General features: G+C 74.8%; 13 protein-coding genes. 2 read left to right on the forward strand and 11 right to left on the reverse strand.

Annotated features, from left to right (window positions below):
- Window positions 1–206: 206 nt before the first annotated feature.
- Window positions 207–2633 carry a hypothetical protein gene (locus G9H72_RS18855; RefSeq protein ID WP_166174040.1) on the forward strand — a complete coding sequence of 809 codons (2427 nt, stop codon included), beginning with the start codon at window positions 207–209 and terminating at the stop codon, window positions 2631–2633.
- Between the two features lie 47 nt (window positions 2634–2680).
- On the opposite strand, the gene G9H72_RS18860 is transcribed toward G9H72_RS18855, so the two are convergent.
- The 3 genes from G9H72_RS18860 to G9H72_RS18870 all read right to left on the reverse strand — a co-directional run bounded on the left by G9H72_RS18860 (window position 2681) and on the right by G9H72_RS18870 (window position 6141).
- Window positions 2681–4219, reverse strand: coding sequence for an amidohydrolase (locus G9H72_RS18860; protein WP_166174101.1), 1539 nt, complete (start codon window positions 4217–4219; stop codon window positions 2681–2683).
- A 198-nt stretch (window positions 4220–4417) separates the two neighbouring features.
- Complete coding sequence (locus tag G9H72_RS22010; protein ID WP_166174042.1) at window positions 4418–4900, reverse strand: CAP domain-containing protein; 483 nt, start codon at window positions 4898–4900, stop codon at window positions 4418–4420.
- A 182-nt stretch (window positions 4901–5082) separates the two neighbouring features.
- Window positions 5083–6141 carry a M24 family metallopeptidase gene (locus tag G9H72_RS18870; RefSeq protein WP_407939606.1) on the reverse strand — a complete coding sequence of 353 codons (1059 nt, stop codon included), beginning with the start codon at window positions 6139–6141 and terminating at the stop codon, window positions 5083–5085.
- Window positions 6142–6287: 146 nt separating this feature from the next.
- Between G9H72_RS18870 and G9H72_RS18875 the strand changes: the two genes are divergently transcribed.
- Window positions 6288–7202 (forward strand): 5'-3' exonuclease, encoded by a 915-nt coding sequence (locus G9H72_RS18875; RefSeq protein ID WP_166174046.1) that lies wholly within the window; start codon window positions 6288–6290, stop codon window positions 7200–7202.
- A 20-nt stretch (window positions 7203–7222) separates the two neighbouring features.
- On the opposite strand, the gene G9H72_RS18880 is transcribed toward G9H72_RS18875, so the two are convergent.
- From G9H72_RS18880 to G9H72_RS18915, 8 genes are all read right to left on the reverse strand, one after another.
- Window positions 7223–7735 (reverse strand): MarR family winged helix-turn-helix transcriptional regulator, encoded by a 513-nt coding sequence (locus G9H72_RS18880; protein WP_166174048.1) that lies wholly within the window; start codon window positions 7733–7735, stop codon window positions 7223–7225.
- Window positions 7736–7872: 137 nt separating this feature from the next.
- Window positions 7873–10599, reverse strand: a complete 2727-nt coding sequence (locus G9H72_RS18885) for a DEAD/DEAH box helicase (RefSeq protein WP_166174050.1) — start codon at window positions 10597–10599, stop codon at window positions 7873–7875.
- 81 nt (window positions 10600–10680) lie between these two features.
- A complete protein-coding gene (gene tatC, locus G9H72_RS18890) occupies window positions 10681–11490 on the reverse strand; it encodes a twin-arginine translocase subunit TatC (protein ID WP_166174052.1) in 810 nt (269 codons plus the stop codon).
- 140 nt (window positions 11491–11630) lie between these two features.
- Window positions 11631–11924, reverse strand: a complete 294-nt coding sequence (gene tatA, locus G9H72_RS18895) for a Sec-independent protein translocase subunit TatA (RefSeq protein ID WP_166174054.1) — start codon at window positions 11922–11924, stop codon at window positions 11631–11633.
- A 59-nt stretch (window positions 11925–11983) separates the two neighbouring features.
- Entirely contained in the window at window positions 11984–12175 is a 192-nt protein-coding gene (locus G9H72_RS18900; RefSeq protein ID WP_166174056.1) for a hypothetical protein, read from the reverse strand.
- A gap of 86 nt (window positions 12176–12261) precedes the next feature.
- A complete protein-coding gene (locus G9H72_RS18905) occupies window positions 12262–12582 on the reverse strand; it encodes a hypothetical protein (protein WP_166174058.1) in 321 nt (106 codons plus the stop codon).
- Window positions 12583–12703: 121 nt separating this feature from the next.
- Window positions 12704–13669, reverse strand: coding sequence for a helix-turn-helix transcriptional regulator (locus G9H72_RS18910; RefSeq protein WP_166174060.1), 966 nt, complete (start codon window positions 13667–13669; stop codon window positions 12704–12706).
- Window positions 13666–14667, reverse strand: coding sequence for a helix-turn-helix transcriptional regulator (locus G9H72_RS18915; protein ID WP_166174062.1), 1002 nt, complete (start codon window positions 14665–14667; stop codon window positions 13666–13668). Before G9H72_RS18915 ends, G9H72_RS18910 begins: the two co-directional genes overlap by 4 nt.
- Between the last annotated feature and the right edge of the window lie 69 nt (window positions 14668–14736).

The raw sequence follows: 14736 nt of genomic DNA on the forward strand, positions 1-14736 counted from the left end.
CTGGAACGGGTGTCAACCCGCGCCTGACCTGCGCAGATGGGGGAACACGCAGGTCAACGGCCCGTGCCGGACATGTGCCGGCAAGGCTGTCGTCACCGTCGTGGCGGCGTGTCGAACCCGACACGCCGCGTACCCTTCCGGGACGGCGCGGTAGCGCCGAACGCGTCGTCCCCGACCCCGCCGCCCGACCCTTAGGGACCTCCGCAGTGCTCTTCGCGTCCGCACCGTCGCGCCACGCGCGCCTCCTCGTGCCGGCCCTCGCCGGGGCGCTCGGCCTCAGCCTGCTCACCACGCTGCCGGACGCCGCCCCCGCCGGCGCGGCGCCCGCCCGGCCGGCCACCGTCGGCGACGGGCCCGAGGTCGCCCCCGAGCGCAGCGTCCCGGGCTACGCCGCCGGGGACCAGCGGGTGGCGAAGACCACCCGGGACCAGAGCGGGTACGACGTCGTCGTGCGCGTCGGGACGCCCGAGGGTGGCACCGCCCTCTGGGGGGACTGGGAGGGCGACGGCGCCTGGACCCCGGCGACGTACCTCAACGGGACCTGGACGCTCTGGGCGGTCGCCGTGGGCAAGGCCCCGGCACCGCAGCGCACGGTCCTGTTCGGAGGCACCGGCGACGTCCCCGTCGTGGGCGACTGGGACGGCGACGGCCGCAGCGACGTCGCCGTCTTCCGCGACGGCGTCTTCACCCGCCAGGTGCTGCGGCTCGACGGGTCGGTGGCCCGCACCGACCGCGTCCGCTACGGCCAGCCGGGGGACGTCCCCGTGGTCGGCGACTGGGACGGGGACGGGGCCGACGACGTCGGCGTGCGCCGCGGGGACACCTTCTACCTGCGCGGGCCGGCCGACCTGCTGCAGCCGGCGCCGAAGCCCACCCCTGCCCCCACGCCCTCGCCGGGCGCCTCCCCGTCCGCCACGCCCGTTCCGCCGCCGCCCCCGCCGATCCCGGGCATCCCGCGGGGGGGCGTCGTGCTGCGGTTCGGCTCCGCAGGCGACGAGCCGGTCGTCGGGGACTGGAACGGCGACGGCCGCGACACCGTGGGGACGGTGCGCGGCCGCACCTGGCAGCTGCGCGACGACTTCCTCGGCGCCAAGCCGACCCGCACCCAGATCGTGCCGCGACTGGCCGGCATGGTGCCGCTGCCCTGGCGTACCCCCGCCGGCGAGACGGCCTCGTCGTGCCCGTGGGCGGCGGCCAAGCGGGTGCTGCGCCGCAACGACGTCAACGCGGCCCTGGTCGTCCCCGCGGTCGGGCTGCGCCAGGACGTGGGCGAGCTCGACGCGGCCGGCAAGGCGCGCGCGGCCCTGCTCACCTCCGAGCGCTACCTGCTCGGGGCCGGCTACATGTCCCAGACCGTGGTCCGCCAGCCCTACGCCGACCTCTTCGCCCCCTGGCAGCCCAACCAGATCGAGTACGCCGTCCGGATCCCCGCGATGCGCGCGCTGACGCTCGCCGTCGGGTTGTCCACCAACGGCTACGACGAGGGGCTCGTCGGCGCTCCCGCCGAGCGGGCGCAGGACTACGTCTCCTGGCTCGTCCGCTCCATCTCCTGCGAGCACGCCGCGTTCACCCCGGGTGGCTGGGGGTACGGCTGGCAGACCGCGCACTGGGCCATGCTCGCCGGCCTGGCGGCCTGGCTCACCTGGGACGAGCTGCCGCCCCAGGTCCGCGAGTACACCGCCACCATGCTCGTCGCCGAGGCCGACCAGCAGCTCACCGTCGCGGTCCCCTACTGGAGGGACCGCAGCGGCGCCGAGGTCTCCCCCGGCGACACCAAGGCGGAGGAGAACTCCTGGAACGGGGCGCTGCTCGGCCTGGCCGCGGCGATGATGCCGGACCACCCGCACGCCGTGCTGTGGCAGCGCAAGGCGGTCGACTACCAGGTCTCCTCGTTCGCCACCCAGTGGGACGCGCAGTCCAGCCGGCGGGTCAACGGCGTGCCGGTCTCGCGGCGGCTCGCGGGCTGGAACGCCGAGCCCAACGGCACGGTCGTCAACCAGAGCCTGGTCAGCCCGGACTACATCTCAACGGTCCAGCAGAACTGGTGGAACGCGGCCTTCGCGAGGCTCGCCGACGCCGACGCCCCCGAGGCGGCCTACGTCAACGCCGACCTCGTGTGGGACGCCTTCACCACGGAGGCCTACACCCGCGCCGACGCCGACGGCACGGTCACGACGAGCACGATCTACCGCCCGGACGGCCAGGTCTTCTTCCCCCAGGGCTCCCGCTGGGGGACGATCCGGCGGGCGCAGTTCGCCAGCCTGGACGCGTTCCGGCTCTTGACGACGCAGGACCCGGCCGAGCGCGAGGAGGCCTGGGACTACCTCTCGATGCACCTGGACGGGCAGCTCGCCCTGCAGGCGCGCAACTCCGACGGGCGCACCTTCCAGCCGGGCGAGGACAACTACCCGGGCCGCGAGGAGTACGCCTCGAGCATGGTGGCGATGGCCTGGCTGGGGATCTACCTCGACGGCTGGCTGCCGATCGACACCCGCGACACCCGCCCGTACCCGGTGCTGCCGCTCATGACGAAGGCGCAGCTCGCCCGGGCCTCGGCCGGCTCCGCCGTCCGCCTGCGCCCGCTGGGCCCGGTCGGCCCGGTCGCCCCGTCGCTGCCGCGGGTCAGCCCCTGACCGACCGGCCCTGCTGACCTCCTGGCCCGGCTCGCCGGGTCAGGGGGTCAGGCCGCGACGTAGACCGCGCGGCCGCGGACGACCGTCTGCAGGCAGCGCGGGGCGGGAACGCCGGGAGTGAGGTCGGGCAGCCCGGGCACCCCGGACCGCGGGTCGGTCGACCAGTTCGCGACGCGCAGGTCCGGCGCCTGGACCAGCAGCTCGCCCGCCTCCCACACCGCGTAGGTGGCGGGCGCGCCCGGCGCGAGCACACCGGCGTCGTCGCGGCGCGCCGCCCGCCAGCCGCCCCGGGTGTGCGCGGTGAAGGCCGCCCGCGCCGACAGGCCCGAGCCCGGGGCCGAGTGGTGGGACGCGGCCCGGACCGCCTCCCACGGGGCCAGCGGCGTGACGGGCGCGTCGCTGCCGAGCGCGAGCACCACGCCGGCCGCTGCCATGGCGGCGAACGGGTTCAGCGCCTGCGCGCGGCCGGCCCCCAGCCGGCGGGCGTACATGCCGTCAGCGCCGCCCCACAGGGCGTCGAAGGCCGGCTGCACCGACGCCGTGACCCCGAGGCGGGCGAGCCGGCCGATCGCCTCCGCGTCGGCCAGCTCGACGTGCTCGAGCCGGTGGCGTGCCCCCCGCAGCGCCGCGTCCCCGAGGGCCTGCGCCGCCTCCTCGAGCCCGGCCAGCGCGACGTCGAGCGCGCCGTCCCCGATGACGTGGAACCCGGCCTGCAGCCCGTGGCGGGTGCACCCGACCACGTGATCGCGCACCTGCGCCGCCGTGAGGTACGCCGCGGGCCGGGAGCCGTCGGCGTACGCCTCGCGCAGCGCGGCGGTCCGCGACCCGATCGTGCCGTCGACGAGGATGTCGCCCGCAGCGCCGATGGCGCCTACGCCCTCGGCCGCCTCCGCGCCGCCGAGCTCCCCCCAGTAGCCCAGGACGTCCGGCAGCGACGTCTCCTGCGCGGAGAGCTCGAGCAGCGCGGTGAGGTCCTCGAGGCTGCTGAAGGCGGGGCCGGCCATCTCGTGCACCGAGCCGATGCCCAGGGAGGCGGCGTGACGGAGCGCCTCGCGCTGGGCGAGGGCGCGATGGGCCGGCGGCAGGGCGTCGTGGGCCCAGCGGGCGGCGGCCGCGTGCGCGCTGCCGGTGAGGTGGGCCGTGTCCCACGGCCCGCGGTGCGGGTACGCCGCGGCGAGCTCGCGCAGCGCCGCGGAGGACGCCAGGGAGGCATGCGCGTCCACCCGGGTCAGGAGCACGGGGCGGCCCTGCGCGGCGGCGTCCAGGTCGTCCGCGCCGGGTAGGGCCGGGTCGGCCCAGGCCGTCTCGTCCCAGCCGGAGCCGAGCAGCGGCCCGGTGGCGCGCGGGCCGGTGCCCTCGCGCGCCTCCCGGCGGACGGCCTCGAGCAGCTCGGCGGCGCTGCGGGCGGGGCGGACGTCGAGGCCGATCAGCGAGAGGCCGGTGCCCGTGGTGTGCACGTGGGCGTCGACGAACGCGGGCGTGACGAGCGCGCCGTCGAGGTCGACGAGGTGGGCGCCCTGCGGGGCGGACGCCCGACCGGCCGCGTCCTGGCCCACCCACGCGACGTGCCCGTCGACGACGAGCATCGCGGTGGCGAAGGGGTCGGCCGGGCTGTGGACCGTCCCGTTGAACAGCAGAACCGCCCGTGGAACGGGCTCGACGGGCAGGGGTGGCGGGTACGCGGGCACGCAGGCATCCTGCCTGCCCGGACTGCGGTACCCGGCGCCGGGCCTCGGCGGCCCTGCGCCGCCGCAGGCACGCCTGCTGGGGCCGCCGCCCGCGGGTCAGCGGCGGTCGCGGAACACCTCGGTGACCCAGACGAGCCCGCCGGACTGGACGACGGCGACGCCGATCTCGTCGTAGCGGCCGTCGAGGATGTTCGCCCGGTGCGGCGCCGACTTGAAGAGGGTCTGCGAGGCCTGGGCGGCGGAGCCGGCGTAGGCGACGTTCTCACCGATCCGGTTCCAGCAGCAGAGCGTCGAGAGGCCGCTGGAGTGGTGGAGCTTGCGCGGCCCGGCCATCGCCTGGGAGTGCTTGGCGGCGTAGCGGGTGAGGTCGGTGCGAGCCTTCAGCGGGGCGAGGCCGTGGGCCCTGCGCGTGGCGTTCAGGTCCTGGAGCACTTCCTGGGCGAGCGCGGCGTTGCTCCGCTTGACGGGGGCGGCGGACGCTGTTTGCGCCAGGCCGGCGACGGGAACGACGGCAGTTGCCGCGGCCACGACGGCGACGACGAAAGAGCGCAGGCGAGCGCGGGGGGCGGGCCGGTTCACGGTCACGTCCTCACAGTTGCGGGCAGGAAGCGTTCGGATCCTTACACACCCGAGTTACGCCGGGTGACATGGAAGTTGTCGTTGCGTGTCTGCCCCGACCTGAGCGCCTTGCCCCGATTCCCCACCTGCTGCGTCGACCGCGCCGCTCTGACCTGCGGCGCTGCGCCCCGGCCGCCCTGCTCTCACCCGCCCAGGACCGCCAGATCGCGCGGTTGGATGTTGAGCCGCTCGGCGCCGTCCGTGGTGCACACCACAATGTCCTCGATCCGCGCGCCGTGCCGGCCCGCGACGTAGACCCCCGGCTCGACCGAGAACGCCATCCCCGGCTCGAGCAGCTGCCGGTTGCCCGCGACGATGTACGGGTCCTCGTGCGTCTCCAGGCCGATGCCGTGCCCGGTCCGGTGGATGAACAGGTCACCCCAGCCGGCCTCCTCGAGCACCTCACGCGAAGCACGGTCGACCTCCTCGCACGGCATGCCCGGCCCGGCCGCAGCGCAGGCGGCCTCCTGGGCCTGCTGCAGCGCGCCGTAGTAGGCCAGGAAGTCCTCGGGCGGCTCGCCCACGGCGTACGTCCGGGTGCTGTCGGAGCAGTAGCCCTGCGCGGTCGTGCCGCCGATGTCCACCACGACCGGGTCGCCGGCCGCGATGACCCGGTCGGACACCTCGTGGTGCGGCGACGCCCCGTTCGGGCCGGACGCCACGATGGCGAAGTCGGCGCGCACGTGCCCCTCGGCCAGGATCGCGTCGACGATGTCCTTGGCGACTTCCCGCTCGGTCCGGCCGGCCCGCAGCCACTCCCCCATCCGCGCGTGCACCCGGTCGATGGCCGCAGCAGCGACGCGCAGCGCCTCGAGCTCGGCGGCGTCCTTGCGCATGCGCAGCTCCCGCAGCACGGTGCCTGCTGCCTCCTGCTCGGCGTCCGGCAGCGCGTGCCGGAAGGCCAGCGCCTTCACGGCCCACATCCGGTCGTCGACCGCCACGCGGTTGACGCCGGGCAGCGTCGCGGCCGTGAGGGCGTAGGGGTCGTCCGTCTCCCCCCACGCGAGCATTCCCAGGCCGAGCTCGCCGATCGGCGAGGCCAGGGCTGCGGCCACCTCCAGCTGCGGGACGACGACGACCGGGTCGCCGACGGCGCGGACCACCAGGCAGGTCAGCCGCTCCAGGGCCACGGCGTCGTAGCCGGTGAGGTAGCGCAGGTCCGGCCCGGGCGTCACGAGCAACGCGTCCAGGCCGGCGGCCATGGTGGCCGCACGCGCCCGCTCGAGGCGCTCGTGCAGCGCGTCGGAGCGGCCCCGGCCGCCGCTGGGCTCGGAGCCGGACGACGACACGGGCGTACCGGATGCGCTCATGGGCACACGGTAGCGAGCGGATGTGCGAGGGTCGGGGCGTGGCGCAACGGCTTCTGGCCCTCGACGCGCCGTCGTTGTACTTCCGGGCCTTCCACGGCATCCCGGAGACGGTGACGGCCCCCGACGGCACCCCGGTGAACGCGGTCCGCGGGTTCCTCGACTTCATCGCCCGGCTGGTCAAGGACCGCCAGCCCACCCGTCTGGTCGCCGCGATGGACGCAACCTGGCGGCCGGCCTTCCGCACCGCGGCGATCCCGTCGTACAAGGCGCACCGCATGGGCGAGGGTGACGCCGAGCAGGTGCCGCCGGGCATCGTGCCGCAGGTGCCCGTCATCGAGCAGGCTCTCGACCTGCTCGGAATTGCACGCATCGGAGTTCAGGGGTACGAGGCCGACGACGTGCTGGGCACCGTCGTCGAGCGCGCGAGCTGCCCGGTCGACGTGGTGACCGGGGACCGCGACCTGCTCCAGCTCGTCGACGACGCCCGCCAGGTGCGCATCTTCTACACGGTGCCGAAGGGCGTCGGCGCGGCCGAGCCGTGGGACGAGGCGAAGGTGAGCGCGAAGTACGGAATCCCGGGTCGTGCGTACGCCGACTTCGCCACGCTGCGCGGCGACCCGTCCGACGGGCTGCCAGGAGTGCCGGGGGTCGGTGAGAAGACCGCTGCCACCCTCATCACGAGGTTCAAGACGCTCGACGCGCTCCTGGCCGCGCTCGACTCCGGCGACCCCGCGATCGCCGGCTCGGTACGCAGCAAGCTGACCGCCGCCCGGGACTACCTCGCCGTGGCCCCGGTCGTGGTCCAGGTGGCCCGCGACGTGCCGCTGCCGGAGCACGACGACACCCTGCCCCCAGCGCCGCGCGATCCCGACGGCTTCGCAGCTCTCGTCGAGCGCTGGGGCCTGGGCGGCGCCGCGGACCGGCTGCTCGCCGCGCTGGCCGAGGCTCGCTGACACCGGGCGACGGCCCGTCCTCAGCGTTCGACGGCCCCGCCCGCAGTCCGGGCGATGCGCCGGAGCACCTCGTGCACGGCCGGGACCTCGTCCTCGCGCAGGCCCATCGCTCGCCGGATCGCGCTCGGCACGGCAGCGGCTCGGGCGCGCAGCGCCTGCCCTTCCTCGGTCAGCACGACCGAGACGCCCCGCTCGTCGTCGGCCCGCCGCTCCCGGCGCAGCAGGCCGCGCGCCTCGAGCCGCTTGAGCAGCGGTGAGACCGTCCCGTAGTCCAGCTGCAGCCCTTCGAGGACCTCGCGCACGGTGGCGCTGCCGCGCTGCCACAGCAGCACCATGACGAGGTACTGCGGATAGGTCAGACCGAGCGGCTCGAGCAGCGGGCGGTAGACGGCGGTCACGGCCCGCGACGCGGCGTAGAGGCCGAAGCAGAGCAGCTCGTCGAGGACCGCGGCCTGCTGCGGGCTCCCGGGGCCGCCCGCCGGTGGCGCGGCATCGTCGGGGTCCCGCCCCAGCGTCGCTGCCGAGCTCGTCATGGGACGACTCTATCCACGACGCACCGCCCGCCATCGCATCGCGCACGAGGCAATCGTGGACGCCGGCCGCCGCCCGCCCGAGCGGACGCGAGCGGCCGCCCACGGCTCGTCGCGCTGTGTCGGCGACGGTGCCGGGCTCAGGCCACGCTGGAGTAGGCCACCACTCCGCGGCGCACCTTGTCGATCGCCTGCCGCGCCGTCCCCCGCACCGACGAGCCGTCCGGCGCGGCGTCCGCCAGCTGGCCGAGCAGGTCCATCAGCTGCTTGCACCAGCGGACGAAGTCGCCGGCGGCAAGGCCGCTGTCGGACAGCACGGTCTCCAGCCGCGCGCCGGAGGCCCAGCGATAGGCCGCCCAGGAGAAGCCCAGGTCGGGCTCGGACGTGAAGTCCAGCTTGTGCTGGTCCTCGATCGCGTCGAGCTCGGCGGCCAGCCGCACGGTCTCCTCCAGGGCGTGCCGGGCGCCGCCCTCGGGCAACCGGGGCGCGCCCAGGTCGTCGGACGAGCGCGACTCGTAGACGAGCGCCGCGGCGCAGGCGGCCAGCTCCGGGGCCGAGAGCCCCTCCCAGACCTTGGCGCGCAGGCACTCTGCGGCCAGCAGGTCGAGCTCGGTGTAGAGGCGGCCGAGCCGCTCGCCGGCCGGCGTGACCCGCTCCGCCTCCAGGTAGCCGAGGCTCTCCAGCAGGTCGCAGACCCGGTCGAACGTCCGCGCGATCGTGTGCGTGCGCGAGGAGACCCGGCGCTGCAGGGCTGAGGTGTCGCGCTCGAGCCGGGTGGCGCGCTCCGCCCACCGGGCGTGCTCCTCCCGGTCGGGGCAGCGGTGGCACGGGTGCTCCCGGATCGCCGTCCGTAGCCGCGCGATCTCCGGGTCGTCGGCCGCGAGCGACCGGGACCGGACGGGGCGGCCGCCCTCGCTCGCGACGCCTGAGTTGCGCAACGTCGAGGCGAGGTCACGGCGCGCCTGGGGGCTGCGCGGGTTGAACCCCTTGGGGATGCGCACCCGGTCGAGCGCCTCGACCGGCACCGGGAAGTCCGCGGCGGACAGCTTGCGGACCTGCCGGTCGAGGGTGAGCACCGTGGGGCGCGGTCCCTCGAAGCCCCCCACCAGCCCCGGGTCGAGCACGACCGCGAGCCCGGCGCGCCGCCCGCTCGGCACGAGGATCACGTCCCCGGGCTTGAGCTTCTCCAGCGCGTCGGCCGCCTGCGCGCGCCGGTTGGCGGCGCCGCGGCGGGCGAGCTCCGCCTCCCGGTCGCTCAGAGCGCGGCGCAGCGCCGCGTACTCGCCGAAGTCGCCCAGGTCGCAGGTCATCGCGGCGCGGTAGCCCTCCAACGCGGCCTCGTTGCGCTGCACCTGGCGGGCCAGGCCGACGACCGCGCGGTCGGCCTGGAACTGTGCGAACGAGGTCTCGAGCAGCTCGCGGGAGCGGGCGCGGCCGAACTGCCGGACCAGGTTGACGGCCATGTTGTACGACGGGCGGAAGCTCGACCGGAGCGGGTAGGTGCGCGTCGAGGCCAGCCCGGCGACGGCCGCCGGGTCGAGCCCCGGGGTGAAGAGCACGACCGCGTGGCCCTCGACGTCGATCCCGCGGCGCCCCGCCCGGCCGGTGAGCTGGGTGTACTCCCCCGGGGTCACGTCGACGTGCGCCTCGCCGTTCCACTTGACGAGCTTCTCCAGCACCACCGACCGCGCCGGCATGTTGATCCCGAGTGCGAGCGTCTCGGTCGCGAAGACGGCCTTCACCAGCCCGCGGACGAAGAGCTCCTCGACGATCTCCTTGAACGTCGGCAGCAGTCCCGCGTGGTGAGCGGCGATCCCCCGCTCGGCTGCCTCGACGAAGTCGGCGTAACCGAGCACGTTGAGGTCCTCGTCCGGGATGATCGAGCTGCGCGCCTCGACGATCGTGCGCACCTCGAGCGCCTCGGCCGGCGTGTTGAGCCGCAGGCCGGCGTGCAGGCACTGCTGCACCGCCGCGTCGCAGCCGGCGCGGCTGAAGATGAAGGTGATCGCTGGCAGCAGGCCCTCGGCGCGCAGCCGCTCGATGACCTCGACCCGGGACGGCGGCGAGGCTCCGCGCCCGCGTCCCGGGCCGCCGCCTCGGCCGCCGCGGGACCAGCCGCGCTCGGACAGGCGCTGCTGCTGCTCGCGGGCGACCCGGGCCACCTCGGGGTTGACCTTGCGCTGCTCGTCGTCGACGAAGAGGTCGTAGAGCCGGTCGCCGAGCATGACGTGCTGCCAGAGCGGTACCGGCCGGTGCTCCTCGAGCACGACGGTCGTGTCCCCGCGTACGGTGACCAGCCAGTCGCCGAACTCCTCGGCGTTGCTCACCGTCGCGGACAGCGAGACCAGCCGGACCGACTCGGGCAGGTGGAGGATGACCTCCTCCCACACCGCACCGCGGAATCGGTCGGCCAGGTAGTGCACCTCGTCCATGACCACGAACCCGAGCCCGGCGAGCGTGGCGCTGCCGGCGTAGAGCATGTTGCGCAGGACCTCGGTCGTCATGACGACGACCGGCGCCTCGCCGTTGATCGTGTTGTCGCCGGTCAGCAGCCCGACGCTGCCCGCGCCGTAGCGCTCGACCAGGTCGTGGAACTTCTGGTTCGACAGTGCCTTGATCGGGGTCGTGTAGAAGCACTTGCGCCCCTCGGCGAGCGCGAGGTGCACCGCGAACTCGCCGACGATCGTCTTGCCGGACCCCGTCGGCGCCGCGACGAGCACGCCGTGACCGGCCTCCAGGGCGCGACACGCCTCGAGCTGGAACGGGTCGAGGCCGAAGGGATAGCCGGCCTGGAAGCGGCCGAGCTCGGTGCGCTCGTCCGCCTGCCTGCGCCGGGCCGCGGCGTACCGCTCGGCCGGAGAGCTCATGCAATCAGCCTACGTGTCACGTTCCGGACGAGCCGAAGGCCGGTCCCCCGGAGGGGCCGGCCTTCGGTACGCGCTGGCGGGTCAGTCGTCGATGGTGCTGGGACGCATGTCCAGGGGAGACACCTCGTCGTCGTCGAGGTTGTCGTAGTCCGGCTCGCCTCGGCTGCGCAGCCGCCGTCGGTCGTTCCACCGGCAGAAGAAGTAGGCCAGGACGAACAGGACGAGCATCGGTGTGGCCAGGGCCAGCATCGTGAACGGGTCGCCGGTCGGGGTCGCGACCGCCGCGAACACGAAGACGCCGAGGACGATCCCCCGCCACCACTGGGTGAGCTTCTTGGCCGGCAGGATGCCCACCGCGTTGAGCATCGCGACGAAGACCGGGATCTCGAACGCGATCCCGAAGACGAGGATGAGCCGCAACAGGATGTTGAGGTACTCGTTGACGTCGACGAGGTTCTGCGCGTCGTTGATCGTGAAGCTGAGCAGGACGTCGATCGCCTTGGGCAGCACGAGGTAGCAGACCACCGCGCCGGCGAGGAACAGCGGGAACGAGGTGCACAGGAACGCGATGCTCCAGCGGCGCTCGTTCTTGTGCAGCCCGGGGGTGATGAACGCCCACAGCTGGTAGAGCCAGACCGGCGAGGCGATGAGCAGCCCGGTCACGCAGGCGATCGCGATCGCCGTGTTGAACGGTGCGGTGAGCCCGTTGGCCACCAGCACGCCACAGCTGTCCGCGTCCAACCGGTCCACGTCGGCCTTGCACATCGGCTCGACGAGGAAGTCCGAGATCGGCCGGTAGAAGACCAGGCCGAGCACGACGCCGGGGACGACGGCGATGAGCGACTTGACCAGACGCGAGCGGAGCTCCCGCAGGTGCTCCACGAGCGTCATCTGCCCCTGGGTGAGCTGCGGCTCACGGGGCTTTCGCGGTTTGCGGCGAAGGCGCGGCCCGCGGCGGGCCGCGCCGTTCACCCTGACCGCCTCGTCGACACTGGGCACGAGGCGCCGTCCCTAGAAGTGAGGAGGAGAGATCAGCGGTCGGCTGCGTCGCGCTGCGCGGCGTGCGCACCCGCGGCGGGCGTCGTCTGGACGACGCCGCTCTCGATCGGACGCGGCTCGACCACGACGGCGGGCTCGGCGGCCGCGGTCGTCACGGTGGCGTCCTTGTCCTTGGCGTCGTCCTCGCGCAGGCCCTTGGTCTCGGCCTTGAAGATGCGCAGCGAGCGACCCAGGCCGCGCGCGGTGTCGGGAAGACGCTTGGCGCCGAAGAGCAGCACCACGACAGCGAGGAGAACGAAGATCTCCCAGCCCTGCAGATTCCTCATGTTGAGACCCACTCAGTTCGACGCGTACTGACTCGGCCATGCTACGACGAGGAACCGCCTCAGGGGTAGGAACGAGGCCGGTCCGTGACGTTGCCGGTTGCCGACGCCCGGATGGCCGACAGCTGGCGGCTCGCCGCGGAGGCCTCGCGCAGCAGCGCCCTGGACTTGCCCCAGAGCGAGAGCGCGAGCAGCCCCAGCACGACGGCGGCGCCCACCAACAGCACCGCCCAGAGCGCCACCCATGCCCACACGGGGCATCACCCTAGCCGGGTGCGGGGCGGGCGCTCCGGGCGGCGGAGCCTCGGCAGCGACAGGAGCAGGCGAACGCGGCCGGAGGTCACCCGAACAGGGTCGAGGCCTCGACGTCCAGCTGGTCGAGGTTGAGCACGAAGTCCAGGACGTCGTCGTAGGAGATCGCCGCGCCGGCCTTCTCCTCGAACGCCTCGGCCGGCACGTGCCAGCGCTCCGCGGGAACGCCGCCGGAGACCAGCAGCGCGACGATCTCCTCGTCGGCCGGCTTGCGGACCTCGTCCCGGCAGCCCGGGCAGGTGAACGCGTAGTAGGACCAGTCAGCGCGCGAGCAGACGACGAGACGCAGCTGCGCGGGCTTGAGCTCGACGTCCCCGCAGACGGGACACGAGGCCTTGATCGTGGTCATCCGATCCTCCGGAGGGGTGGAGCCCCGCCGTGGTGCGGGAGCGACACCCAGTGCTTCGGCATCGCCCGCGACGACTTGACGCCCCGGCTTCGCCGTCACTCCTCTGGAGGGTTTGCCGCCCTCAGACGTACGCGTCCAGCGCCGCCTTCGCCCGGTTGCGTACCGCTTCGGCCAGCTCGGGCGGGTCCACCACGCGGCCCGAGCCCCCGAGCCGCAACGCCAGCCGGACGACCCACGCCGTCTCGGCCGTCCGCAGCCGGGCGCGCAACCGCCGGCCCGGCAGCTCCTCCACGTCCTCGCACGGGTAGTACTCCGCGACCCACCGCCCGGCCGGCTCGAGCTCGAGCGTGACCGCGACGTCGGCCTCCCCGGGCTGGAAGAGCCCGGCGCCCACGTCGCGCGGCTCGGCCTGCGCCGGGACCTGCGCTGCCGCGTCCAGCTCCACGGCCTCCACGACGCGGTCCAGCCGGAAGAGCCGGACGTCCTCCACCCGCCGGCACCACCCCTCGAGGTACGTGCGGCCGTCGACGACGAGCAGGCGCATCGGGTCGACGTCGCGCTCGGTCACCTCGTCGCGCGCAGGCACGTAGTAGCGCAGGTGCAGCCGTCGCCCGCGCTCCAGCGCCGCGCGCGCGACGGGCAGCGCCCCCGGGGCGGGCTCGACGTCCACCGCGACGTTCTCGGCGGCGGCCGCCGCGTCCCCCGCCGCCTGCTCGAGCTTGGCCAGCGCGCGGTCCAGCGCGTCGCGGTCCTGCAGCCCCGGCACGAGCCCGGGGACCGAGGCGAGCGTGCGCAGCCCGACCAGCAGGGCCAGCGCCTCGTCGGCCCCGAGCCGCAGCGGGCGGGCGATCGCGTCGGCGTTGCCGACGTGGATGACGCCGCCCTCGAAGCTGGCCTCGATGAGGTCGTCGGGCATGTGGCCGGGCAGCCCGCAGACGAAGAGCAGCTGCAGGTCGTCGAGGAGCTGCTCCTCGGCGATGTCGAAGGCCTGCGCGACGTCCTCCACCCGCGACCCCGGCCGGGACAGCAGGTACGGCACGAGGGCGAGCAGCCGCGCGAGACGGGTGGACGCGCTCTGCGCGCTCATGACGGCACCTCTTCCTGGCCCGGTGGGGCGGCCGCGAACGCGGCCTCCAGCCGGCGTACGACGACGGCCCGCAGCTCCTCCGGCTCGAGCGCCACCGCGTCCGGCCCCAGCCCGGCGACGTCGTCGGCCAGCATCTCGACGTCGGAGTACGCGAGCCGCACGACGTCCCAGCCCTCGGCCTGTGCGGGATGGCCGGTGACCGGCTCGGCCTGCCGGCGCAGCCAGCCGCCGTGCCCCGCCCGCAGGCGGACCACCGCCGTGCCGCCCGGCAAGCGCGCGGCGGCCCGCGAGGCGACCTCCTCGCGCAGGTCGACACCGTCGGGCACCCTGACGGCGCCTGGGCGCCCGGTCAGGGACACGTCCCCCACCACGCGGCCGAGCCGGAAGACCCTGGTCGCCGCCCGGCCCCGGTCGTGGCCGACGAGGTACCACCGGCCGTGCCAGGACACGACGCCCCACGGCTCGACCTCCCGGCGCTGGGGCTCGGCGTCGCCGCGGGTGCGGTAGGCGAACCGCACCACCCGCCGGTCGCGGACGGCCCGCACCAGCGGCAGGAACGCCGGCTCGCTCGCCTCCACCCTCGGCTCGAGCCCGGCCACCGCGACCTCGTCGACCTGGGCGCCGCTGGCCTGCAGCTTGAGCAGCGCCCGTGACGCGGCCCCGGACAGCGCCGCCGACTGCCAGGCGCGCGCGGCCAGGGCCAGCACGGCCATCTCGTCCGGGGTGAAGGACGCCTCGGGCAGCGCGTACGCCTCGCGGCGCACGCGGTAGCCCACCTCGTCCTCGAAGAGCGAGCTGCCGCTCACGGCGCCGGTCTCGATGGGCACACCCATCTCGCGCAGCTCGTCCTTGTCGCGCTCGAAGGCACGGTCGAACGCCTCGTCGGCGTCCGGGTAGCCCGGGACCAGCCCGCGCAGCTCCTGCTTGGCCAGGGGGCGCCGGGTGGCGAGCAGCGCCAGCAGCAGGTTGAGCAGGCGCTCGGTCTTGCGCCGGGACACCGTCTGGGCCGGGGCGGCGGGAAGCTCCTCGATGGCGTCCTCGCCGGGCCCGGCGGCCGGTGTCGGGGC

Origin of the sequence: Motilibacter aurantiacus, assembly GCF_011250645.1 — a bacterium.
GTDB lineage: Bacteria > Actinomycetota > Actinomycetes > Motilibacterales > Motilibacteraceae > Motilibacter_A > Motilibacter_A aurantiacus.

What these genes read in the sequence shown, in the direction of transcription:
- G9H72_RS18870 (WP_407939606.1), bottom strand. Translation starts at nt 6,141, where the DNA reads ATGGCCGCCGGCCTGGACGCGTTGCTCGTGACGCCCGGGCCGGACCTG.
- tatA (WP_166174054.1), bottom strand. Translation starts at nt 11,924, where the DNA reads ATGAGGAATCTGCAGGGCTGGGAGATCTTCGTTCTCCTCGCTGTCGTG.
- G9H72_RS18905 (WP_166174058.1), bottom strand. Translation starts at nt 12,582, where the DNA reads ATGACCACGATCAAGGCCTCGTGTCCCGTCTGCGGGGACGTCGAGCTC.
- G9H72_RS18880 (WP_166174048.1), bottom strand. Translation starts at nt 7,735, where the DNA reads ATGACGAGCTCGGCAGCGACGCTGGGGCGGGACCCCGACGATGCCGCG.
- G9H72_RS18860 (WP_166174101.1), bottom strand. Translation starts at nt 4,219, where the DNA reads ATGCTCGTCGTCGACGGGCACGTCGCGTGGGTGGGCCAGGACGCGGCC.
- tatC (WP_166174052.1), bottom strand. Translation starts at nt 11,490, where the DNA reads ATGACGCTCGTGGAGCACCTGCGGGAGCTCCGCTCGCGTCTGGTCAAG.
- G9H72_RS18910 (WP_166174060.1), bottom strand. Translation starts at nt 13,669, where the DNA reads ATGAGCGCGCAGAGCGCGTCCACCCGTCTCGCGCGGCTGCTCGCCCTC.
- G9H72_RS18885 (WP_166174050.1), bottom strand. Translation starts at nt 10,599, where the DNA reads ATGAGCTCTCCGGCCGAGCGGTACGCCGCGGCCCGGCGCAGGCAGGCG.